Annotated in this window: 20 protein-coding genes; 6 read left to right on the forward strand and 14 right to left on the reverse strand. The window is 65.4% G+C overall.

Features of this window, described 5'->3' with window-relative positions; genetic code table 11:
* The first annotated feature begins 4 nt into the window (after positions 1–4).
* Positions 5–1,147 (forward strand): FUSC family protein, encoded by a 1,143-nt coding sequence (locus tag BRAD285_RS34545; RefSeq protein ID WP_006610341.1) that lies wholly within the window; start codon positions 5–7, stop codon positions 1,145–1,147.
* Between the two features lie 5 nt (positions 1,148–1,152).
* Here the strand turns inward: BRAD285_RS34545 and BRAD285_RS34550 are convergent, their stop codons facing one another.
* On the reverse strand, positions 1,153–2,535 hold the full coding sequence (locus BRAD285_RS34550) for an MATE family efflux transporter (protein ID WP_006610340.1): 1,383 nt from the start codon (positions 2,533–2,535) through the stop codon (positions 1,153–1,155).
* Positions 2,536–3,412: 877 nt separating this feature from the next.
* Positions 3,413–3,793, reverse strand: coding sequence for a hypothetical protein (locus BRAD285_RS34555; protein ID WP_035645097.1), 381 nt, complete (start codon positions 3,791–3,793; stop codon positions 3,413–3,415).
* A gap of 259 nt (positions 3,794–4,052) precedes the next feature.
* Here BRAD285_RS34555 and BRAD285_RS34560 point away from each other — a divergent pair, with 259 nt between their 5' ends.
* Both BRAD285_RS34560 and BRAD285_RS34565 read left to right on the forward strand, forming a co-directional pair.
* Positions 4,053–4,820, forward strand: coding sequence for a helix-turn-helix transcriptional regulator (locus tag BRAD285_RS34560; protein WP_006610337.1), 768 nt, complete (start codon positions 4,053–4,055; stop codon positions 4,818–4,820).
* 125 nt (positions 4,821–4,945) lie between these two features.
* Positions 4,946–5,683, forward strand: a complete 738-nt coding sequence (locus BRAD285_RS34565) for a sterol desaturase family protein (RefSeq protein WP_006610336.1) — start codon at positions 4,946–4,948, stop codon at positions 5,681–5,683.
* A gap of 194 nt (positions 5,684–5,877) precedes the next feature.
* Here BRAD285_RS34565 and BRAD285_RS34570 read toward each other — a convergent pair whose 3' ends face one another.
* The 10 genes from BRAD285_RS34570 to rpsT form a co-directional block, all read right to left on the reverse strand.
* On the reverse strand, positions 5,878–6,357 hold the full coding sequence (locus BRAD285_RS34570; RefSeq protein ID WP_006610335.1) for a DUF2867 domain-containing protein: 480 nt from the start codon (positions 6,355–6,357) through the stop codon (positions 5,878–5,880).
* A 143-nt stretch (positions 6,358–6,500) separates the two neighbouring features.
* A complete protein-coding gene (gene murA, locus BRAD285_RS34575) occupies positions 6,501–7,796 on the reverse strand; it encodes a UDP-N-acetylglucosamine 1-carboxyvinyltransferase (RefSeq protein ID WP_006610334.1) in 1,296 nt (431 codons plus the stop codon).
* 102 nt (positions 7,797–7,898) lie between these two features.
* A complete protein-coding gene (locus BRAD285_RS34580) occupies positions 7,899–8,174 on the reverse strand; it encodes a hypothetical protein (RefSeq protein WP_006610333.1) in 276 nt (91 codons plus the stop codon).
* Between the two features lie 89 nt (positions 8,175–8,263).
* Positions 8,264–10,702 (reverse strand): DNA topoisomerase (ATP-hydrolyzing) subunit B, encoded by a 2,439-nt coding sequence (gyrB, locus tag BRAD285_RS34585; protein WP_006610332.1) that lies wholly within the window; start codon positions 10,700–10,702, stop codon positions 8,264–8,266.
* A gap of 318 nt (positions 10,703–11,020) precedes the next feature.
* Positions 11,021–13,174 (reverse strand): hypothetical protein, encoded by a 2,154-nt coding sequence (locus BRAD285_RS34590; protein WP_035645093.1) that lies wholly within the window; start codon positions 13,172–13,174, stop codon positions 11,021–11,023.
* A gap of 127 nt (positions 13,175–13,301) precedes the next feature.
* On the reverse strand, positions 13,302–14,438 hold the full coding sequence (gene recF, locus BRAD285_RS34595; protein ID WP_006610330.1) for a DNA replication/repair protein RecF: 1,137 nt from the start codon (positions 14,436–14,438) through the stop codon (positions 13,302–13,304).
* Between the two features lie 63 nt (positions 14,439–14,501).
* Positions 14,502–14,789 (reverse strand): GIY-YIG nuclease family protein, encoded by a 288-nt coding sequence (locus BRAD285_RS34600; RefSeq protein ID WP_006610329.1) that lies wholly within the window; start codon positions 14,787–14,789, stop codon positions 14,502–14,504.
* A 71-nt stretch (positions 14,790–14,860) separates the two neighbouring features.
* Positions 14,861–15,979: a DNA polymerase III subunit beta gene (gene dnaN, locus BRAD285_RS34605; protein ID WP_006610328.1), complete on the reverse strand. Its 1,119-nt coding sequence runs from the start codon at positions 15,977–15,979 to the stop codon at positions 14,861–14,863.
* Positions 15,980–16,286: 307 nt separating this feature from the next.
* Positions 16,287–17,717 carry a chromosomal replication initiator protein DnaA gene (gene dnaA / locus BRAD285_RS34610; RefSeq protein WP_006610327.1) on the reverse strand — a complete coding sequence of 477 codons (1,431 nt, stop codon included), beginning with the start codon at positions 17,715–17,717 and terminating at the stop codon, positions 16,287–16,289.
* Between the two features lie 1,346 nt (positions 17,718–19,063).
* Positions 19,064–19,330: a 30S ribosomal protein S20 gene (gene rpsT, locus BRAD285_RS34615; RefSeq protein WP_006610326.1), complete on the reverse strand. Its 267-nt coding sequence runs from the start codon at positions 19,328–19,330 to the stop codon at positions 19,064–19,066.
* 359 nt (positions 19,331–19,689) lie between these two features.
* On the opposite strand from rpsT, the gene BRAD285_RS34620 reads away from it, so the two are divergent.
* From BRAD285_RS34620 to BRAD285_RS34630, 3 genes are all read left to right on the forward strand, one after another.
* Entirely contained in the window at positions 19,690–20,007 is a 318-nt protein-coding gene (locus BRAD285_RS34620) for a hypothetical protein (RefSeq protein WP_006610325.1), read from the forward strand.
* 123 nt (positions 20,008–20,130) lie between these two features.
* Positions 20,131–20,787 carry a peptide-methionine (S)-S-oxide reductase MsrA gene (gene msrA, locus BRAD285_RS34625; RefSeq protein ID WP_006610324.1) on the forward strand — a complete coding sequence of 219 codons (657 nt, stop codon included), beginning with the start codon at positions 20,131–20,133 and terminating at the stop codon, positions 20,785–20,787.
* Positions 20,788–21,160: 373 nt separating this feature from the next.
* Positions 21,161–21,874: a polysaccharide biosynthesis/export family protein gene (locus BRAD285_RS34630; protein WP_006610323.1), complete on the forward strand. Its 714-nt coding sequence runs from the start codon at positions 21,161–21,163 to the stop codon at positions 21,872–21,874.
* A 160-nt stretch (positions 21,875–22,034) separates the two neighbouring features.
* Here BRAD285_RS34630 and BRAD285_RS34635 read toward each other — a convergent pair whose 3' ends face one another.
* Complete coding sequence (locus BRAD285_RS34635; RefSeq protein WP_006610322.1) at positions 22,035–22,706, reverse strand: dienelactone hydrolase family protein; 672 nt, start codon at positions 22,704–22,706, stop codon at positions 22,035–22,037.
* 31 nt (positions 22,707–22,737) lie between these two features.
* Complete coding sequence (locus tag BRAD285_RS34640; RefSeq protein WP_006610321.1) at positions 22,738–23,118, reverse strand: hypothetical protein; 381 nt, start codon at positions 23,116–23,118, stop codon at positions 22,738–22,740.
* Between the last annotated feature and the right edge of the window lie 78 nt (positions 23,119–23,196).

Here is a 23,196-nt window from a genome sequence, read left to right on the forward strand (position 1 = left end):
ACTGATGCCGTCGATTAAGAAGCTGTTCGGCCGGGTGTATGCCCGCAGGGCGCAGATGTCGCTCGCCGTGCGCGGCACGGTCGCGGCGACGCTCGCCTTCGCCATCGCCACCGCTCTCCAGCTCAAGCTGCCGCTGTGGGCGGTGCTGACCTCGCTGATCGTGACGCAAGGCAGCGTCGGGCGTTCGCTGAAGGCCACGCGCGACTACATGTTCGGGACCATCGGCGGCGCGATCTATGGCGGCGCCATCACCGTGTTCATTCCGCATTCCGGCGAACTGCAACTGCTCGGCATGCTGATCCTGGCGGTGACGCCGCTGGCCTTCATCGCCGCGCTCAATCCGAGTCTGAACGCCGCTACCGTGACCGCCGTCATCGTGTTGCTGGTGCCGACCATGGGGCACCTCGATCCGCTCGGCTCGGCGGTCGATCGCGTGTTCGAGGTGGCCGTCGGCGCGCTCACCGGGCTTGCCGTGTCGTTCGTGGTGCTGCCGTCGCGAGCGCATGTGCAGATGCGTAGCGCCGCCGGGCGCCTGCTCGAGCTGATCGCCGCCGCCTTCACCGAGCTGTTGGCTGGCCTGTCGCGCGGCCGCGACAACGACGCGCTGCATCGGATCCAGGACGGCATCGGCACCGCGCTGAGCGAGCTGAACGCCACCGGCGCCGAGGCCGAGCGCGAGCGTTCGGCGCGGCTGTCGACGGGCGCCGACACGGGTCCATTGCTGCGCACCATTCTGCGCCTGCGCCATGACGTCGTCATGATCGGCCGCGCCAGCGTCGTGCCGCTGCCGTCGGAGCTGCAGGCGCGCCTGTCGGGACCGGTGGCCCGCGTCAGCGAGGCGATCGCGACGTATCTGCGCGGCTGTGCGGCGGCGATCCGCAACGGCTCCGGACCGCCCGCGATCTGGCCGATCCACGTCGCGGTCAAGGCCTATGCGGAAGCCGTGGCGGCGGTGCGCAGCGACGGTCTTACGCGCGGCCTGCCGGGCGATGCCGCCGAACGTTTCTTCGCGCTCGGCTTCTCGCTCGACCAGATGCGGCAGAACCTGATCGATCTCGAGCGCGTCGTCGCGGAATGGGCCGAGACCTCGACAGGCAAGCCGCACCGGCCTGAGCCCAAGGAGACATCCGACACCGCCGGCGCCTGATTTCCTCATCGCGACAGCCGCACGAAGCGCAGCACCAGCAGCGCCGCATAAATCGCCGTGCCGGCCGACAACCCGATCCAGATTCCGACCGCGCCGAGCGAGGTATGCAGCCCGAGAACGTAGGAGGCGGGAAAGCCGATCAGCCAATAGCCGAGCACGGCGAGCAGCAAGGGCACGCGCGTGTCCTTGATGCCGCGCAGGGCGCCAACGGCGATGGTCTGCAGCGCATCGGTGATGAAGAAGGTGGTGCCGACGAGCAGCAGCGTGTCGGCGAGCGCGACGGTCGCTCCGACATTGGCGACGCCGCTGCCGAGAAACAGCTGCACGATCTCGAACCGCGCGAGGATGATGCCGAGCGTGAACGCGATCGCGAGCACGAGGCCGAGCAGCAGCGCCATCAGGCCGGCGCGGCGAACGCCATGCGCATCGTTCCGCCCGGCGGCATGGCCGACGCGCACGGTGGCCGCCATGCTGATGCCGAACGGAACCATGAACAGGATCGCCGTAATCTGCAGCGCGATCTGATGCGCGGCGAGCGCGGCGGTGCTGATCAGTCCCATCAGGATCGCCGCCGCGGAGAATAGCCCGTATTCCAGCAGGAACGACAGCGAGATCGGCGCGCCGATGATGAGCAGCTGTCGCATCAGCGACCAGTCGATCTGTCCGAGCCGTGCCAGCACGTGATAGTCGCGGAACGGCGGACGGAACGTCGCGAACCAGAGTCCGGCAAGAAAGGTCGCCAGATTGACGGTCGAGGTTGCGAGCCCGACGCCGGTGAGACCGAGCTGCGGAAATCCCCAATGACCGTAGAGCAGCGGATAGACCAGCAGCGCGTTGAGCGGGATTGCGGCGAGGGTGATCCCGAGCACCGGCTCCGGCCGATTGACGGCGCCCATGAAGCTGCGCAGCGCCAGGAACCACAGCATCGGCGCGACGCCCCAGGCGAGGCCAGCCAGATAGTCATGGGCGAGATGCGCTACACCAGGCGCCTGCCCGAGTGCGAGCAGGATCGCCTCGCCGTTCAGTGCGATCAGCATGATCGGCAGCGCTATGAACAGTCCGGCCCACAGGCCGACGCGCAGCGCGCGGCGGACCAGCCCCGCATCGTCGGCGCCGAACGCCTGCGCCGCCAGCGGGGCCACCGCCGACATCAGGCCCATGCCGAAGGTCGAGCCAACGAAGTACACTGTGCCCGACAAGGCGGCGGCAGCAACAGCGTCGCCGCCGAGCCGGCCGATGAAGGCGAGGTCGGTCGACATCATCGCGATCTGGGACAATTGCGTCAGCGCCATCGGCGCGGCGAGCCGGATCGTCTCCCAGAGTTCGAGGGTGAGCGATCGTGTCGCCGCTTCTGGCCGCGCGGTATGGGTTCCAATGCTGCGGGTCATGGCGCGGCTATAGCAGCCTTGGCGAGCGTGTGCACATCACCGCGGCTTGTTCCACCGCATGGCCGTGCGGCGTGTGAGCGCAGTTCTGTTCGGCGATCCCCGATCATGGCCTCGCGTTGCATCGTGTCGTCCGCGGCTCCGCGTTCTCGCGGCGCGTTTCGCACCCGAGCTTTGCAGGATCGATGGCCCTCGGAAGTGAGAGGGCGCAGGGAAGGCCGGGTGCTTGACCACACCCATGGCCCGCCTGCAAAAGAAGTAGCAGGCGGCAGTCACCACAGGTGGGCCGCGCATCCGGCCTTCCCTGCGCAATGGTTGGAATGGCTTATACGTACTCTCCCCGGTGCGCCGGGCTTGTTGGCCACCGTCACCGACAGATCGCTCGCCGGCTTGACCTCAGCGTCGGGAGGCCAGGACCATACGATTTCGCCGTATGCGACCGCTCCTTCGTCCACGCGCCAACTCGAGTTGCCCCGAGTGCGTGCTGAAAGCCGCCGCATCCATCGCATCCCACCCTCAACGTTCGTGACGATCGTGAAGCGTCCCTCTCAGCGAAGGCTGGATGCGCGCATTGTTTCCGAATTTCGGAAATAAAGCAAGCGAATTCTTAGGCAACACGATCTCGCTCGGAGCATGCGGCTGAAGCCGCTAACGAATCTGGTCTTTCCACGCACGCTCGCTTAGCCGGTCTGCCGCTGGCCTGTAGCGCTCTCGTCGCAAGTTGGCGGGGAGATGCGCAGGGTGAGTCGATCGCGCTCGTGATCGATGCCGGCAGCGACGACGCAGCATGCTTCCGGGAGGCATGGGCTTTGGTCCCGTCGCGGATCGAGATTGATCGCACCAGAGAACGCTTTGTATGATCTACCCCAACAGGTCGGCCTTACGCCTGAAATTCGTCGGACCCTCTGAGAATTCCCGTCAGAATAGAAATCTCGTCGGCGAGCTTCGCTGCAAGAGCGAGGCTAGCCGGGTGCACCGGAACCACATGGGCGCCTCTTTCACCGAGTTCGAAGTAGACGCTGACCCGGCGCTCGCCGTCTCCGGCAAAGTGTTCGCCAGCCCAGATTCGACTGCATTCGTCGAAGAACCAGTGGGCCGTGAAAGTCGGCCAGATGTGGAATAGCCGGCCGGTGATGATCAGGCGACGTGCATTCGGATCGATCTCCACCGTCCAGCTCCTGGTTGCTTTGGCGACGACGAGGCCGAGCAGGATGAAGAGAAAGAGCATGCCGAGGTCGGACGAACCCGAAGTTTGGCTCATTCCTATTCCGATCATCAAAGCCAGGGCGCTTGCGCATGCGATTTGGAGTAGGCTGGGGCGCCCGGGTACGAAGATCAATTTCCGAACTGCGACTCGAGTTGGTTCTTGCGACATAGCTGGGCTTCTCGGCGAGCCTGCGGAAGCTACCACAGGCGTCAGGTTGATGAGAGCCAAACCGCGCAGGCGGTCGACGTTCTTTCTGCTACCTGTATGCCGCTTTCCTGTTAGACTCAGCTGCTGAATTCTTCGGGGGACGCGCGTGCGCGGTGGGACAGACGACACAGTCGGGCCAACTGACCCGCAGCAGGCTCCTCAGCCAAACCTCGACCTGCGGGCGTGGATCGACGTGCTCGGCTCGGTGCCGAGCGGGACGGTCACGGAGGATCAGATCCTGGCCTGGGTCGAGGGGCCGCTGCGCGGGTTCTTCCCGTTCCAGCGATTTCTCGGCGCCTACGGCCGGCTCACCGGCGGCCGCATCCGGATGCGCAATCTGGTGACATCGGGCTATCCGGACGATTTTGTGCTGGGGCTCGAAGAGAGCTTCGACCTTGGCGCGCGCGGCTGCTTTGCGTGGTGGGTGCAGAACCGCGCGGCGTTCATTCTCGATCCCGCCGATCCGCCGCTGTTTGCGACCGCGCGCGAGCTCGACGAGATCAGACAATTGTCGCTCGGCGTCGTCGCGGGTCATGGCGTCATCGATCCCTTCGCCAGTGCCGGCACCTATCTCAGCTTTGCCGGCGTCGCGGCCGACCAGCCGCATCATGTCCGGACGTCGTTGAACCTGATTGCGCCGGTGCTGCATGCGTTGTTTCTCGCGACCGAGCAAATGGCGGCGCCGCGGCTGGATCTCGGCAAGCTCACGGAGCGGCAGCGCGAGCTGGTCGATCTTGCGCTGATGGGCCTGGCGGACAAGACAATCGCCTCACGCCTCGGGATCTCCGAGCATACGGTCGGCAATCATTTACGCATCATCTATGAGCGGCTCGGCATCAGCAAGCGCAGCCAGTTGATCGCGGCGCTGAAGTAGTCGCGGCCTGGGTTCATGCCGTCCGGCATAGTACGTACGTGCCATCGACCGGCGCACCCCTCTGGTGCTGTCGTAGCGGCCAGAGCGGATCCGGATTCTGGATCCGCGATCCCAGGTGGGCCGCCATGACCTCGCTCGTCATTCCTCCACTGCTGACCGCCGCCAGCGCCGCTGCCTTCATGACGCTCGAACGCGTCGCGCCTGGCCGCGAGCTGCCCAATGCGCCCGGCTGGTACGGCCGCGCGCTGATCGTCACGCTGTCACAGGTCGGCATCACGCTCGTGACCTGCGGGCTCTGGATGCATCTCGTTGACGGCAGCTCACTGTTCGAGCTGCGTACGCTGAGGGCGCCCGTGCTGCAGGGCTTCATCGCCTGGTTCGTCGGCACCTTCTTCTGCTACTGGTGGCACCGCATTCGCCACATGAACGGCTGGTGGCTGCTGTTTCACCAGATTCATCATTCGCCGAGCCGCATCGAGACGGTGACGTCGTTCTACAAGCATCCGGTCGAGATCCTCGCCGACGGCGTGCTCGCCGCGCTCATCCTGTTTCCGCTGCTCGGCTGCTCGCTCGCGGGCGCATTGTGGTTCAACCTGTTCGCGGCGACCGGGGAGTTCTTCTATCACGCCAACTACAAATCGCCGCGCTGGCTGAAATATTTCATTCAGACGCCCGAGCTGCATTCGCTGCATCACGAGTTCGATGTGCATTGCGGAAACTACGGCGACCTGCCGGTCTGGGACCGGCTGTTCGGGACCTATCGGGATGCTGATGAGTTCGCGGCACGGTGCGGGTTTCCAGGCGAGAGCGAACGGCAGCTGGGGCGCATGCTGATGTTCCGGGATATGTATGGCAAGGAGTAGGGTGGGCAAAGGCGCGCCATGTAGCGTCTTTTCGCCCGTGGTCTCGCCCGCGCCGTGCCCACCATCAATGTCATACGCGGAACGACGGTGAGCACGAGCCGCCTATCGGCGGCTCATTGCCCACCCCACGGCTGCGTCGTTGTCGGGAGAGCCGTTCGAGATCGTTGCGGAGGACGGAGACGCGTTGATCGAGATCAGCTTGCCCCTGCAACCTGCCGCAGCGTGGCCTTCACCACGAGGCGATGAAACGGCGTGATCACGGTGAGATAGATGCGGCCGAGCGCGTTGTGGGTCTGGACCAGGGTGGTCGCGGTCACCTGCGATGTCGCGCCGATCGTCGCTACGTCGACCAGAACGCGGAAGTCCAGATGCTTGTCGTCGAAGCCGAGCACGAGTTGCTTTGGCGTTTCGTTGATCACCGGGAATATTCCGATCATGGGGCCGGGACGGCGTGCGTCCGCGCCCGAGGTCTTCAAACCGAACGGCCGGACCAGCCCATTGCGGAGTTTCAGGAGAGCGGCCATCCACCAGGGCGTATGACCGAGCATGCGTTCGGCCGCGGTGCGGGCATCGAGCACCGCGCCGTCGATCATGATGCGGAAAGCATCGGCGAAGTCTGCACCGGCGAGCCAACGGTCACGGTCGACATCGGGAGTGATCTCGCTGATCGTCATGCGCCCTAAGCCTCATGTGCCGTTGTTAGGTCCTCGGTCCATCAGCGCGTCATTGCGAGCGCAGCGAAGCAATCCAGGGCTGCGCAGGGACTCTGGATTGCTTCGCTACGCTCGCAATGACGCGGAGAGAGCAGAGCGAACGTCTAACGTCCCCGCTCCGGCACCCGGGTGATCTTCGCGCCCAGCGCATTCAGCCGCTCGTCGATGCGTTCGTAGCCGCGTTCGATCTGGTCGGCGTTGTCGATGACCGAGGTGCCTTCGGCGCAGAGCGCGGCGAGCAGCATCGCCATGCCGGCGCGGATGTCGGGGGAGACGACGCGGGCGCCGCGCAGCTGGCTGGGGCCGGCGACGATGGCGCGGTGCGGATCGCACAGCACGATGCGCGCGCCCATCGAGATCAGCTTGTCGACGAAGAACATCCGCGATTCGAACATCTTCTCGAACATCAGGATCACGCCCTCGCATTGCGTGGCGGTGACGATCGCGATCGACATCAGGTCGGCGGGAAAGGCCGGCCAGGGCTGGTCCTCCAGCTTCGGCACGTGGCCGCCGAAATCGTCCTTGATCTTCATGGTCTGGTCGGACGGCACGATGAGATCGTCGCCGGCGACCTCGCAGACAATGCCGAGTCGCTCAAAACCCATGCGGATCGAGCGCAGATGCTCGGTGCCGGCACGTACGATGCGCAAAGGCGAGCGCGTCACCGCGGCGAGCCCGATCAGCGAGCCGACCTCGATATGGTCGGGTTGGATCGCGTAGGACGCCTGGCCGAGCGTGCTGGCGCCATGGATCACCATCGTGTTGGTGCCGATGCCCTCGATGTTGGCGCCGAGCGCCACAAGGAAATGCGCGAGGTCCTGCACATGTGGCTCGGACGCGGCGTTGCGCAGGTATGTCGTGCCGTGCGCGGCAACCGCTGCCACCAGCGCGTTCTCAGTCGCGGTGACGCTGGGCTCGTCGAGGAAGACATCGGCGCCCTTCAAGCCGGAGGCGCGCAACTCGATCTTGTCGGTCGCGGTGACGGTAGCGCCGAGCTGCTCGAAGGCGAGGAAATGCGTGTCCAGCCGGCGGCGGCCGATGACGTCGCCGCCTGGCGGCGGCAGCGCCACTTCGCCGCAGCGGGCGAGTAGGGGGCCGGCGAGCAGGATGGAGGCGCGGATCCGCGCGCACAAACCCGGGTCGAGATCGGCGGCGCGGATCTCCTTGGCATGAATCGCGAGCCGGTTCCGGCCGCGCCATTCGGCTGACGCGCCGACCGAGCGCACCAGCTCGACCAGCGTTTCGGTGTCGCGGATGCGCGGCACGTTGTCGAGCGTCACCGGATGATCGGTCAGAAGCGCCGCGGCGATGATCGGCAGCGCCGCGTTCTTGTTGCCCGACGGCTCGATCGCGCCCTTGAGCCGGTGACCACCCTCGACGATGTATTGAATGGGCGCCATGTGTCGGTCCGTTTTTGATGCTGAGGTCAAAGGCGGCGCCGGCGACAGCGGAACCTCGCTCCGGCGTGCAATTATCACGGAAGCCGCACGCAGACCACTGTCCTAAAGAGTCTCCGGGCCGAGCAGGTTTATTCGGTGTTGGGCCTTGCGGCAGGCTAGCCGCTGCCGCTCCAGCAACTCGACGTCGGCAGTCGTGAGGCCGATCGCGCGGCTCATCTCCGAGAGTTTGCTGCCGATGCGCAGCCTGTCGCTCGGACTTGTCGCTTCGTCGAGAATGGCGCGGATTTCGGCCTCAATGCTGCGGGCATTTTGCGTGGCGCGCAGCTTGAGAGCCCGATGGATTTCGTCGGAAAGTTCACGAACAGTGACAGTGGTCATGACGATGTCCTCCGTAAGAACAGCGAGAACGCCAATATCACATGCCGAGTTGCACAGCGGCCTATCGAGAACCGCTGCGGCGTCCCTGCCTACACGTCCACGTTCGCCGACAGCGAGTTGTCCTGGATGAACTCGCGGCGCGGCTCGACGACGTCGCCCATCAGCTTGGTGAAGATGTCGTCGGCCTCATCGACCTCCTTGACCTTCACCTGCAGCAAGGTGCGGGCCTCGGTGTCGAGCGTGGTTTCCCAGAGCTGCTGCGGGTTCATCTCGCCCAGCCCTTTGTAGCGCTGCATGGCGATACCCTTGCGGCCGGAATCAGTGACAGCCTCGAACAGATCGACCGGGCCGTGGATCACGGTCTGGGTGTCGCCGCGACGGAGCGAGCCCGGCTTGGCGTAGGCGTCCTGCAGGCGGGCGGCGTAGTCGTCGAGCTTGCGCGCGTCGGCCGACGCGAGCAGCGCATCGTCGATCACAGCCACGTCCTTCACGCCGCGCACGGTGCGCTCGAACGTAAAGCCCTGGCCTTCGATGAAATGGCCGATCCAGCCGCGCTCGACCTCGTCCGCCAGCACGTCGAGCCGCTTGGCGATGTAATCGGCCGCAGCGTCGGCGGTGGCGATGTCGCGCGTGATGTCCGCGCGCAGCACGCCGGCAATCGCGGCCTGCTCGACGACCTTGCGGTCGTAGCGGCTGTGGAGGTTGCGCAGGATGTTGCGCACGAGGCGGGCTTCCTCGACCAGCGCCAAGAGGTCGCGGCCCTTGCGCTCCTCGCCCTCGGCGGTCCTGAACACGCAATCGTCGAGGCCGGTGCCGATCAGATAGTCTTCGAGCGCGCGTTCGTCCTTCAAATACTGCTCGGACTTGCCGCGCGTCACTTTGTAGAGCGGCGGCTGTGCGATGTAGAGATGGCCGCGATCGATGATCTGGCGCATCTGCCGGTAGAAGAACGTCAGCAGAAGCGTGCGGATATGCGCGCCGTCGACGTCGGCGTCGGTCATTACGATGATCTTGTGATAGCGTAGCTTGTCGATCGAGAAGTCGTCGCTGATCCCGGTGCCGAGCGCGGTGATCAACGTGCCGATCTGCTCGCTGGAGAGCATCTTGTCGGGGCGCACGCGTTCGACATTGAGGATCTTGCCGCGCAGCGGCAGCACGGCCTGGAACTCGCGGTTGCGGCCCTGCTTGGCGCTGCCGCCGGCCGAGTCACCCTCGACGATGAATAGCTCGGACTTGGCCGGGTCCTTCTCCTGGCAGTCGGCGAGCTTGCCGGGCAGCGAGGCGATGTTGTTGAGCGGATTCTTGCGCGTCAGCTCGCGGGCCTTGCGTGCAGCCTCGCGCGCCGCGGCGGCCTGGATGACCTTGCCGACGACGGTCTTGGCCTCCGACGGGTGCTCCTCGAACCACGCCGACAGCGCCTCGTTGATGACGTTCTCGACCACGGGACGCACTTCCGAGGACACCAGCTTGTCCTTAGTCTGCGACGAAAACTTCGGATCCGGCACTTTCACCGACAGCACGGCCGTGAGGCCTTCGCGGCAGTCGTCGCCGGTGAGCGCGATCTTTTCCTTCTTCGCATTGGCCTCGGCATAACCGTTGACCTGACGCGTCAGCGCGCCGCGGAAGCCGGCGAGATGGGTGCCGCCGTCACGCTGCGGAATGTTGTTGGTGAAGCACAGCACGTTCTCGTGGTAGCTGTCGTTCCACCACAGTGCCGCCTCGACGGTAATGCCGTTCGCTTCCGAGCGCACCATGATCGGATTGGGAACGATCGCCTTCTTGTTGCGATCAAGATATTTGACGAACTCCTCGACGCCGCCGGAATAGAACATCTCCTCGCGCTTCTCGACCGCGTGGCGCATGTCGGAGAGGATGATGTGGACGCCGGAGTTGAGGAAGGCGAGCTCGCGCAGGCGGTGCTCGAGCGTGGCGTAGTCGTATTCGATGATCTTGAAGGTCTCGGTGGAGGCGAGGAACGTCACCTCGGTGCCGCGCTTGCCAGGCGTATCGCCGACGACCTGGAGCGGTGCCACGGCGTCGCCATGGGCGAACACGATGAGGTGCTCCTTGTCCTCGCGCCAGATGCGCAGCTCGAGCTTGCTCGACAGCGCGTTGACGACGGAGACGCCGACGCCGTGCAGGCCGCCAGAGACCTTGTAGGAGTTCTGGTCGAACTTTCCGCCCGCGTGCAGCTGGGTCATGATGACCTCGGCCGCGGAGACGCCTTCGTCCTTGTGGATGCCGACCGGAATGCCGCGGCCGTCGTCGCGCACGGTGACGGAATTGTCGGCGTTGAGCACGACCTCGACGCGGCTCGCATAGCCCGCGAGCGCCTCGTCGATGGCGTTGTCGACGACCTCGTAGACCATGTGATGCAGGCCGGAGCCATCATCGGTGTCGCCGATATACATGCCCGGGCGCTTGCGCACGGCATCCAGGCCCTTCAACACCCGGATCGATTCTGCGCCGTATTCGTTCGCGGTGGCAGGCTCGTTTTCGGCGATGGTTTGCCGGGCGGGTTCGGTCATGTGAGGCCTTTGAAGGGGTCCCGAAGGGCGATGTCGCGCTGGGGTGCTGAGGACGCTATTTGTGCCATGAAAGACGAGGCGCGCCTAGCGCAAAAAGACGTGCCTTAAGATATTGAAGAGATGGGTTTTTTTAACGGTTTTTCAAGTCGTCCGGGGGCCCTCTTCGGGGCTTGCGAAAGGCCGATTCGGACGGCCTTCGGGAGGTGTTCGGAAGGCGCCTGGAAACGCCGCCCCGGGCGGCGTTCCAACGCGTCAGGCCGCCCGTTGGGGCGGCCTGGAGCAGGGTCTCGATCGTCGTGACCGGAGAGTTTCGAAAGCTCAGTACAGCGGCAGCGGCAGAGCCTGGCCGGTCGGGCCGATCATCAGGCCCCAGGCGTCGCCGGCGCCGAGCTCGATCGTGTCGCTAATCGCCGCGCGGCTGGCGATCTTGATCTCGTAGCGGTACCTGCCGGGCGGCAGATCGAGCAGCGGGCCCTTGGGCGTCTTCGGGCTGCCAGTGCCGGCGGCGATCTTGACCGTCTGCTTGTTGATCGTCAGCACCGCGTCAGACAAGCCGACATTGCCGAGCATCAGCTTGGCCTGGCCGGGCTTCGGAAGGATCTCGGCCTTCGCTGCGGCGTCCGTGTTCTTCTGCACCAGATTGATCGAGGTCTCCCCCCGGGCGCGACCGAGCGTCAGGACGGCGGGCCCTTGCGGCGAGGCGAAGGCGAGGCGTGCCTTGTCGGCGCCGGTCTGCGCACCCTCGGCCTTTTCCTGCCATCCGAGCTTGGTCAGCTCGGTGCGGTAGAATGCCAGCACGGCGCTGAGATCGGCGGGCACGCTGGCCTCGAGTTGGAGGCGTACCGGCTGATCGAAGCCAGGGGCCTTCGACGTCGACAGTGAGGTCGCGCTGCGCTCCTTCAGCACCGGCAGCACGGAGCCCGGATCGGCTTCGAGTGGTGCCGCGTCCGCGGCCGGCTGGGCCGCGGCTTTGGCGCCGGCCGCAGGCTTGGCAGTGGCGAGCAGGCCGGTGCCATCCGCCGTCACGTTCACCTTGGGGCCCATCTGCATGATCGTGAAGCTGACCGACTTGCCTTTCGCGGAGAAGTCCAGATGCGCCATGGTCGGATTGTCGATCACGGTCGGCGCTTCCTTGTAGCCGGCGGCCTTCAGGGTGGAGCGGAAGAAGCCGGCGAGCGCCTTCACCGATGAGCCGGACTTGAACTCCAGCCGCCCCTGGCTGCCGTCGAACTCGACCGCCTCGGCGGTCTCGGGCAGCGCGATCGGCGCGGGATTGTCGGCCAGGGCCTTGACCGGGGCGTCCGACATCGCGCCGGCCTGCTGCACGCGGCGGACCTCGTCGGCGGCGATCACCTGCTTGGCCATCGCGGCGGCATCGGCCATGAACTTGTCGTCTGCGTCCTTCTTGGCCTTGGCGCGCGCTGCGAGCGCCGCCTCGGTGGCGCGCATCGACAGTTCGACCATGGTCAGGTCGTAGCTGCGCGACAGTTTCAGCGTGCCGGTCTCCTCTGACGAGGCGAGCTTGAGCGTCACCTCGTCAGAATTGCCCGGATCCGCCGACGCGATCTGCAGGCCGCGCGCCGGGAGTTCGCGGGTGTAGAACGCGAGCACCGCCGGCAGCTCGGCGATGATGGCGCCCTTGGCCTGACGGGTCGGCGAGGTCGCGCTGCCCAGGCTCTGCGACGATTTGGCCGGCTTTGGCATCGGCAGGCCGGCGCGATCGTCGCCCGCTTCGAGCTGGGCGGGCAGGGCGAACGGGGCGACGCGGATCTCGACCTTGGTCTTGCCGTCGTCGCGACGGGTCAACGTCAGCATCACAGGAGCCTGGCGGCGTGGTCCGTCGTTTGCGACGCGGTCGTAGAAGGCGCGCACGCCGTTCGGCGTGGTCTCGCTGAGATCCGCATTCGGCCAGCGCGCGGCGGCGTCAGCTGTGAGTAGCTGCCAGCCGATCGCGGTCATTTCCTTGGCGAAGTACGCCTGCGTCGCATCGAGCGCCGACGGCACGATGCAGGACAGATATGGCCGTGTCTCGTCGAACACGATCTCGGTCGCGCCGTCGGGGAACGGCAGGTCGGCATAGATCCGCTGCGGCGAGTAGCTGACCTCCGACTGGTCCATGCGGCCGCTGCTGCCGGTCACGTAAGCCGACAGCCCCTGCTTGCCCTTCTTGTAGTTGAGCGTCGGATTGCGCTCCTCCAGCGGCCTGACATAGCGCACCCAGCCGTCGGCGCTCAACAGCTGCTGCGTGGCCGCGTTCGTTGCCGCGGGCGGCGTCGGCAGACGGTAGATGGCGCGATAGCGATCGGAGCGCGACGAATCCTCGACCGCGCCCTCGAGGCGCGGCAGCGCATGGACGTCGACGATGGCGTCATCGGCGCGCGCCGGCGTCACGCTACTCGCGAGCAGCAACAGCCCGCATGCGAACAGCCGCAATCGCGGCGCGGCGGTGGCCTGCTGCCTGAGCTTTGACATCACAGATCTCCAGGAATTCGACGGGGGGCGTGGCCTGCGGGACGCTGTCGGACTCGGCCGACACCGTCATGCCGTCCAACGACAGCTAGTCGGGCCTGGGAACTGATAGGTTCAATCCCGGAACTTGTTACCGCCTTGCGGTGATCCGGCCGCCCTCGACGTCGAAGATCTCGCCGAGCTCGCGCAACTCGGCGAACGCGGCCGGGTCGGCGCCGGTCAGCCACACCTGGGCACCGAGTGTGCCGAGCTCTGCAAACAACGCGGTGCGGCGGCCGGGATCGAGATGGGCGACGATCTCGTCGAGTAGCAGCATCGGTACGATGCCGGTGGTCTCAGCGACCAAGGTCGCATGCGCGAGGATGAGGCCGATCAGCAGCGCCTTCTGCTCGCCGGTCGAGGCATCGCGCGCCGGCATGTTCTTCGGTGCGTAGATGACGTGCAGGTCGGTGAGGTGCGGACCGTCGAGCGTACGCCCGGCGGCGGCGTCGCGCGCGCGATTGTCGCGCAGCATCGCGCGATAGCGGTCCTCGACCGCGAGCGCGGGCTCGGTGAGCAGTGCGTTCTCCATCCAGCCGTCGAGCGCGATTTCGGCGGAGGGAAATGCCGAGGCCGCCCCGCGCTGGCGCAGCATCGCGGCGAGCTTCACCGCGGTCTGGCCGCGGCTCGCGGCGACGGCGACGGCAAGCTCGGCCGTCTCGCGCTCGATCGCGTCACACCAATGGTCGTCGAAATTGCGCACCTCGAGCAGCCGGTTGCGCGAGCGCAACGAGCGCTCCAGCGCCGAGACGCGGCTGGAATGCTCGCTGTCGATGGCGAGCACCAGGCGATCGAAGAAGCGGCGGCGGTCGGAGGCCGAACCCATGAACAGGCCGTCCATGGCGGGCGTCAGCCACACCATGCGGATGTGATCGCCGAATGCGGCCGCTGAGCCGACCGGCTCGCGATCGATGCGGCAGCGCCTTGTCGTGCTCGTCTCGCCGCGCGGCGGCTCGATGCCGGTGCCGAAGGTCGTCAGTCCCAGTGCGCCCTCGACCTCGGCCGAGACCGCCCAGGAGCCGTCGCCCTGATTGTCGGCGACATCCTCCAGAGTGGCCCGGCGCAGGCCGCGGCCCGGTGCGAAGAACGAGATCGCCTCCAGGCAATTGGTCTTGCCGGCGCCGTTCGCTCCCACCAGCGCCACCAAATCCGCCTGCACGCTGACACCAGCCGCGCGATAGCTGCGGAAATGCGTCAGCGACAGGCGATTGATGCGGGAGGGGGTCATCAGAAGGAGTTACAAGCCCAGTTCTGTCATTGCCGGGCTTGACCCGGCAATCCATCGTCAGCGTCAGCGGACTATTTCATCATAGAGATCGCGCCAATCCGGATTGTTTTTGACGATCAGATCGATCTTCCATTCGCGCGACCAGTGCTTGATGTTCTTCTCACGCTGCAATGCTGCGGCGATCGTTTCATGTGCTTCGAAATAGACCAGCCGCTTGATGCCGTAGCGTCTGGTGAAGCTCTCTGCGACGCCTTCGCGATGCTCATACACGCGCCGAACGAGATCGTTGGTCACGCCGACATAGAGCGTGCCGCCGGGCTTGCTGGCGAGGATGTACACCCAGTAGGCCATGTGTTGAGATGGATGGCCGGGTCAAGCCCGGCCATGACGAGTTAACCACAAATCTCGCCGCTTGCGTGAAATCACACCCGCATCGGCATCAGCACGTACAGCGCGTTGCGATTGTCACGATCCTGGATCAAGGTCGGCGAGCCCGGATCGGCCAGCCGGAGCACCGCGACCTGGCCCTCGATCTGGGCGGCGATGTCGAGCAGATAGCGCGAGTTGAAGCCGATATCGAGCGCGTCGGCGGCGTATTCGACCTCGAGCTCTTCCGTCGCGCTGCCGGAATCCGGATTGGTCACCGACAGCACCAGCTTGCCGGGGGCGAGGGCGAGCTTCACCGCGCGGCCGCGCTCGGAGGAGATGGTGGAGACGCGGTCGACGGCGGCGGCGAAATCGGCCTTGTCGACGACGAGCTCCTTGTCGTTGTTCTGCGGAATGACGCGGCCATAGTCCGGGAAGGTGCCGTCGATCAGCTTGGAGGTGAGAACCACCTGTCCCAAGGTGAAGCGGATCTTGCCCTGCGACAGCTCGATCTTGATCTCGCTGTCATTGTCTTCGATCAGCCGCTGCACCTCGCCGACGGTCTTGCGCGGCACGATGACGCCGGGCATCTCGGCCGCGCCGGCGGGCTGCGGCAGGTCGACCTGGGCGAGGCGGTGGCCGTCGGTTGCGACCGCACGCAAGGTGGGTTGCTTGGCATTGCCGCCGGCATGCAGATAGATGCCGTTCAAGTAATAACGTGTCTCCTCGGTGGAGATCGCGAACTGCGTGCGGTCGATCAGGCTCTTGATGTCCTTGGCGGGAACGCCGAAGGCATGCGTCATTTCGCCCGCCGCCAGATCAGGGAAGTCGCTCTCGGGCAAGGTCTGCAAAGTGAACTTCGAACGGCCGGCGCGGATCGCGAGCACCGCGCGCTCGCCGTCGCTTTCCAGCACGATCTGCGAGCCGTCCGGCAGCTTGCGCACGATGTCGTAGAACATATGCGCGGGGACCGTGGTGGAACCTGCGGTCGCGGTCTCGGCCGCCAGCGTTTCCGTCACTTCGAGGTCGAGGTCGGTGGCGCGCAGCGACAGCCGGGCATTCTCGGCGCGGACCAGAACGTTACCCAGGATCGGGATCGTGTTCCTGCGCTCGACCACGCGATGGACATGGCCCAGCGACTTCAGCAGCTGCGCGCGTTCGACGGTCACCTTCATTGCACTATCCCGCCCGTTCCCAACTGAGCTCGTCCTGGAATGCCGGCGGGCTGGAACAGCGCCGCGGCCGATGGCACCTCGCCGCCCGAACAGCGCTTTTTCAGCGTCCAGGAGCGTGAGGGGGAGGCGTAAAGTGGCGCGGATGAGGCCCGAGCGCAAGGGATTGCGGGCCGATTTCCCATGTTTCGGCAGGCGTTTCGGCGCGCCGGGGATCTGGTCGGAGGTCGGTGGTTTTGCGGGCCAACCGCGGCTGGGGCCGGACCTTCTGTCCGCGCCCCCTAGCCGATCGGTTGGTGGTGCGGGTGAACTAGTCCTGCAACTGCCGCTTGAGCGACTCGACCTCGTCGTTCAGCGTGATGTCCTTGCCGACCAGCGCCTCGATCTTGCGCACGGCATGCAGGACGGTGGTGTGGTCGCGCCCGCCGAAGCGGCGGCCGATCTCGGGCAGGGATCGCAGGGTCAGCGTCTTGGCCAGGTACATCGCAACCTGGCGCGGGCGCACCACATTGGCGGTGCGGCGCGACGACAAGAGGTCGGAGCGGCTGACATTGTACTGCCGGGCGACGACGCGCTGGATGTCCTCGATCTTGATCCGCTTCGGCTCCTGCGGACGGACCAGGTCTCGTACCTCGCGCTCGGCCATGTCGAGCGTGACCGGCTGATTGTTGAGCTTCGAATGCGCGAGCAGGCGGTTGATCGCGCCTTCGAGGTCGCGGCCGTTATGGGTGATGGAGCGGGCGAGATAGTCGAGCACCGGCTCCGGCACGTCGAAGCTCGCATGATGCGCACGGGCCGCAGCGACGCGCGATTTGAGAATGCCCAGGCGCAGATCTTCGCCAAGCGTGGCCATCTCGACGACGAGGCCGCCGGCGAGCCGCGAGCGGACGCGATCGTCGAGGCTTTCGAGATCGGACGGCGGCCGGTCGGCCGCGATCACCACCTGGCGGCCGGCGTCGATCAGTGCGTTCAGCGTGTGACAGAACTCGGCCTGGGTCGATTTGCCCTGCAGGAACTGCAGATCGTCGATCACCAGAACGTCGATGCCGCGCAGCGCTTCCTTGAAAGCCAGTGCGGTCTGCGATTTCAGCGCCGCGACGAAGCCGTACATGAACTTCTCGGCGGTGAGATACAGCACCTTGCGCTCGCCGCCGGCATTGCCGGCCCAGGTCACGGCCTGCAAGAGGTGCGTCTTGCCGAGGCCGACGCCGGCATGGATGTAGAGCGGGTTGAACATCACGGGATCGCCGCGGCGGCCATCCGCGACCTGGCGAGCGGCGGCATGCGCGAGCGTGTTGGCGCGACCGACGACGAAGCTCGCGAAAGTCAGGCGCGGATCGAGCGGCGAGCCGCCGAGCGCATCATGGCCGGCCGCGACCGGAGTCATCATCGGAGCGCGTGTATCGGCGACGGGCTTGGCGTCGCTGCGCTCGGTGCGGCGCGCTTCCACCGGCGCCGGCGCTTCCTTGGCCGGCGTCGCGCAACGCATCGCGGTGCGAACGGACAGATCGATGCGGTGAACTTCGGGCATCTCGGCCTGCCAGCACGACAGCACGCGCTCGGCATAATGCGCCTGAATCCAGCTCTTCAGGAAACGCGTCGGCACCGACAGATGAACGCTTTCGTCCTGGACAGCTTCGAGGTCCATGCGGGCGAACCAGCTCGTATAGACGTCCTCGCCGACGGTCGAGCGCAGCCGACCCTTCACGCGAGACCAGCGTTCCTGTTCCGAATTTGTCATGGCAGTCGCAACTTTTCGAATTGAGTGGTGGTGTCGTGTGACCGCCGGGCAGACGTCCAAATGAAAAAGACGCATCTGCCGCAGCGAGACCTCGAGCGGAGGTTCAACTCCAGACATGGCTTGCCGTTCGGCGCGCGCGCCGTCGGGCATCATCGATGCTGGGGAAGAAAAGTCTCCGCGAGGTCAGCGCATACTCGGACGCGCGATGGAGGCGGGGGGCGGGCCGATGGCCGTGCTGGTGATGGCCGCGCTGGCGATGTCGATCACTTCGGTCTCTAAGGGTGCGTGATCCGGAACCAGCCTCTGGCGTTTACCCGCAATGTGTCCGTAAAGCATGCAACCTCCCCGCCTTACCGTGATCGCTCACGGCAAGTTGTCATCCCAATGCCGGTGTGTCCGAACCCCAAGATTCAGCCGCACCGCCGTCAATCCCGTCCAACTTTTCCACCCGCTGAGCGCAGCCGCCGCAAGCTTCAGCCGGTCGACCGACGTCGTATTTCTCTTGTTCAAAGCGGCGCAACGATGATGCTGCGCCCGAGAAATTTCGACAACATTCAGTCGCTCCCCATATTGCTATGGAGATTGATCCGGCCACCGCTTTGGAAAGCGTCGCCAACGCGCACACCGCCGCCGATTTGCACGTCCGCCCCGTTTCTAAAACCGCGCTGGTCTCAAGATCGTGGGCGCCGCGAGTGGATAAAAGAAATACACGATGCGTCGGGACTCGCAATCCATTTGATTTGCGCACGCCTGACGAGTCTTCGCGCACCTCGCCGCGCGATGATCGGCGTTAAGAAAGCAAGGTTTTGAATCATCGCGAGGAATCTCGGATGTGACAAACAACATGGTCTGCGCAAAATTTCTTCATAATTTTTTTAACTTTGGACCGAGCTCACCCGCTTTTCCAATCACTTGGACTCGCTATGCGCTTAAGTCATTTTCGAGACGATGTTTTTCGCGATTGCTCGCAGCGGGTAACTCCCGTCGCGTGCGCTGCGTGAAGCGAGCGGGGCATCTGCGCTCTTGACATTGATGCGCAGCCACAACGCGCAGATTCGCAGCTGTTTCCGGTGAGACAATATTGTCACCGCGTAAAACTACGGAACGATACGTAGGACTACGGAACGTGTCAGGCGCGCGCGACAGTGCGTGTGTTCCAGCACGCGGAGAATGCATTGTTGCGATGATGTCGCCATGAACTAGAAGGCAAGAACTAGAAGGCAAGCCGATGCGATGAACGAGAAGCGCCGCCACGGGCGTGCGCAAAAGAAAAGCCCGGCGCGAGCCGGGCTGTTTGCATCTTGATAGTTCGTCAGTCGCGCGATGTGTTCAGTCGCGCGATGGGCTCACTTCGCGAGCTTCGCGATCTGATGCACGAGGCGCGAGACTTTGCGGCTGGCGTTGTTCTTGTGAATGATGTTGCGCTGGGCGGCGCGCATCAGCTGCGGCTCGGCGTTGGCCATCGCCTTCAGCGCGGCGTCGCGGTCGCCCTTCTTGATCGCGTCCTCGACGGAACGGACAGCGCCGCGCATCTGAGTGCGACGCGACTTGTTGATGATGGTGCGGCGGGCAATCTTGCGCGTCGCTTTCTTCGCGGAGGTCGTGTTGGCCATGCTCTCAAATATCCTTCGGCGGCGAGCAGTCGCCGCTTGTGCGGGTACGCGCGCGGCCCGCTTGACGCGGCCCCATCGACGCGGTGGGTTGTTCGGACGCCTCTCTGAGAATGCCATGACCGGAGCGGTTGCTCGGCGGATCGGCGCTGCTCAAAGAACAGCGGCGGCGGGATTGCGCCCACCGCCAGTGGCGGACCTTATAGGCGCAGCCTTACCGACCGTCAACGGTCTCGGAAGCCGCATCGCGCGCCGGAACCGGTCAAAAGCCGGTTCTAAACCCCTGACGAGGTTGAATTTCTAAGGAGGCCCCGCTATGGCCTTGCTGCCCGTGGGGGCGAGCGAGAGAGGGCAGGTGAGGCATGATCCGCGGTTTTTTCCGCCTGGTGGGGCTGTTGCTGCTGGCCGGAAGCTTCATTTTCCTGGTCTATGACGGCGCCCGCTGGGTCGCCGACCAGACCCTGCAGTTCACCCGCTTCGGCCAGCTCTGGAACGACGTCCACCAGGCCAGCCAGGCCGCCTTCAAGGCCTGGGTCGAGGCCAAGGCCCCGTTTCTGTGGGAGTGGATCGTCAAGGCCTTCCTCGACCAGCCGGTCTTCGCCGTGCTCGGCCTGCTCGGGATCCTCTTGATGCTGCTGTTCCGGCCGCGCAAGCCGCTGATCGGCTATGGCCGCGACTGACCGCCCGCAAGCGGCGTAACACCGCTGGGGCTGGCGTCGTAGAGACCTATATAATCCCAGACTGACCGTCATCGCGCCGCGGGACTCTCTCCCGCGGGCGAATGCCATGCCCGGAGACACCCCATGTTCTTCATGCGCAAACCCGCTGCGATGCCGAGCGCCGCCGAGGCGCTGCCCGGCCGCGCCCAGCCGATCCCGACCGCGAGCACCCATTTCGTCAACGGCCGCCGCCTGCTGCCGCCCTATCCCGCCGGCCTCGAGCAGGCCGTGTTCGGGCTCGGCTGCTTCTGGGGCGCCGAGCGCAAGTTCTGGCAGCTCGGCGACGGCATCCATGTCACGGCCGTGGGCTATGCCGGCGGTCACACGCCGAACCCGACCTATGAGGAGGTGTGCTCGGGTCTGACGGCGCATACCGAGGTCGTGCTGGTCGTGTTCGATCCCAAGGTGATGTCCTATGAGCGTCTCCTGAAGACGTTCTGGGAGAACCACGATCCGACCCAGGGCATGCGCCAGGGCAACGACGTCGGCACGCAATATCGCTCGGCGATCTACACGTTCAGCGATGCGCAGCGTGAGACGGCCGAGGCCTCGAAGCAAGTCTATGAGCAGGCGCTGCGCGCCAAGGGGCTCGACGCGATCACGACCGAGATCGCGCCGTCCGGACCGTTCTACTTCGCCGAGGACTACCACCAGCAATATCTGGCCAAGAACCCGGCCGGCTATTGTGGCCTCGGCGGCACCGGCGTCGCGTGTCCGATCGGTGTCGGCGTCAGCGCCTGACCGGCGCAGCGCGCGACCCACACACCTCTCCCGTCCGGCGGGCAGGGCTATCGCCCATATGAAGTTCGGAGCCATCCGGACGAACGATCCTGCCGGTTTGTTACTCCGTCATGCCCGGGCTGTCCCGGGCATCCACGCCGTCCCCCGGCATGCTGACCGACGTGGATGGCCGGGACAAGCCCGGCCATGACGAGTGGAGAGAGACGAGCGCCAAACTTTGTCATACGCGATAGCCTGGTTCGACAGGGCGCGGATTTTTCGCAGCTGATTTGCAACAGATCTCGCTTGCGACAGACGGCGACTGCACGCGCCAACGATTTGTTAACCTTAACCGCGCATGACTAGGGCACATCCTCATTCAAGGATTGTTCGAGTGCGCGCGTTGTTTCTTCCGGTCATTGCCGTCGTTTCCACGATCCTGCTGTCGGGTTGCATGCACACGGCCTCCCCCGTGGCTGTGGCCCAGCCGAGTGATCTCGACGCAATGGCCTATGGGACACCTTCGACCGGCCCGGTTGCCGCCACCGGGCAGGGCGGAGCGATCCCCGCGCTGCGCAACGCCTTCGCCGCCGCGCCCAGTCCGGGCGCTTACGTCATGCCCGCCGGCTACGCGCCGGGGCGGCGCGACGCCGCCTATCATCTCGATGCCGGCGACAAGCTGCGCGTCGTCGTCTACGGCCAGGAGGGCCTGACCAACACCTATGCGATCGATGCGTCCGGCTCGATCACCATGCCGCTGATCGGCAGCGTGCCCGCGCGTGGCCGCACCACCGCGGGCCTCGCCGCCGAGATCACCGCCAAGCTGCGCAACGGCTACATCCGCGAGCCGTCGGTCGCAGTCGAGATCGAAGCCTATCGCCCGTTCTTCATCCTCGGCGAGGTGCAGGCGCCCGGCCAATATCCGTACGTGCCCAACATGACAGTCGAGAGCGCGATCGCCATCGCCGGCGGCTTCTCGCCGCGGGCTCGGCGCGACATCGTGACTCTGACTCACACGGACCCCTCGGGCGCCATGCGTTACGAGGTGCCGCTCGGCACGTCGCTCAAGCCCGGCGATACGATTCAGGTCGGCGAGCGCTGGTTTTGAATTCCGCGTCAATGGTTCCTGCGCACCCGGAAACATGTTCGCGGAATGAAGCGACGCTGCATCCTCCGTCATTGCGAGCGTAGCGAAGAAATCCAGGGGCGTCACGCGCGGTCCTGGATTGCTTCGTCGCTTCGCTTCTCGCAATGACGACGGAGGAAGATCAGCGCAGATGCTGCGCGAAGAACGCCAGGCTGCGCGTCCAGGCGAGATCCGAACTCGCCTTGTCGTAGCTGGCGCGCTCGTCACAGCCGAAGCCGTGCTGGGCGCCGGGATAGACGAAGATCTCGACATCCGGCCGCTTGGCCTTGATCGTCTTGACGTCGGCGAGCGGAATGCCTGAGTCCTTCTCGCCGAAATGCAGCTGGGTCGGCACGGTCGGCTTGTCATCGGCGAAGCGCACGACCGCGCCGCCATAATAGCCGACAGCGGCCTTCAACCCGGTGAGCTTGGTCGCCGCCGCGTAGGCGATGCTGCCGCCGAGGCAGAAGCCGATGATGCCGACCGGGCCTGTGCCCTTCACCGCATCGATCGCAGCCTGGGTATCGCGCAGGAACGCCTGCCAATCCGGATTGGCCACGAACTTCCGCGCCACGGCGATTTCATCGGGCGAATAGCCCGAGGTGAAGTTCGGCTCGACGCGGTCGAAGATCGCCGGCGCGATGGCGACATAGCCTTCGGCGGCGAGCCGGTCGCAGACGTTGCGGATGTGATGGTTGACGCCGAAAATCTCCTGGATCACGACCAGCGCGCCCTTGGGCGTTCCGGTCGGGTCGGCCCTGTAGGCGCCGAGCTGGAAGCCGTCCGATGCGGTGAGCTTGATGTCCTGTCCCACGTTCTGTCCTTTGCAAATTGGCGCCTCGCGCTCAGCGCCACATCCAGTTGGTGCCGTAGTCCTCTTTCCAACCCGTCAGCCGCCCCTTGCGGAACTTGAGAAACAGGCGGTGATGGTGCGGGACCAGTCCGCTGCCGCCGAGATCGCGCAAGGCGAGGAAGGTCTCGTTGCCTGGCGTGCCCTCCAGATAGATCAACGGCTGCGCCAGCACGCGCGATGTCTCCCCGACATCCATGCCGAAGGCAAGCGGCGACACGTTGGATAACGTCGCTGTGAAAGGGGCGCGGGTCATCGAGAGCGGCGGAGGCTGCGCCGCTTCGGCTTGCTCCGCGATCAGCACAGCGGTGAGCGGCAGGGCAGATGCAAGCATCGCGGCGGCGGCGCGCCGATTGGCGTAGGCCTGTAATCTCATGAGCTGACGTCTCCTCGCGTGCCGCCGACTGCAGCCTTCTTAGCCGATGCGGCGCAGCGATCCCACAGCTTCTGCGTT

The sequence above is a fragment of the Bradyrhizobium sp. ORS 285 genome, assembly GCF_900176205.1.
Taxonomy (GTDB): domain Bacteria; phylum Pseudomonadota; class Alphaproteobacteria; order Rhizobiales; family Xanthobacteraceae; genus Bradyrhizobium.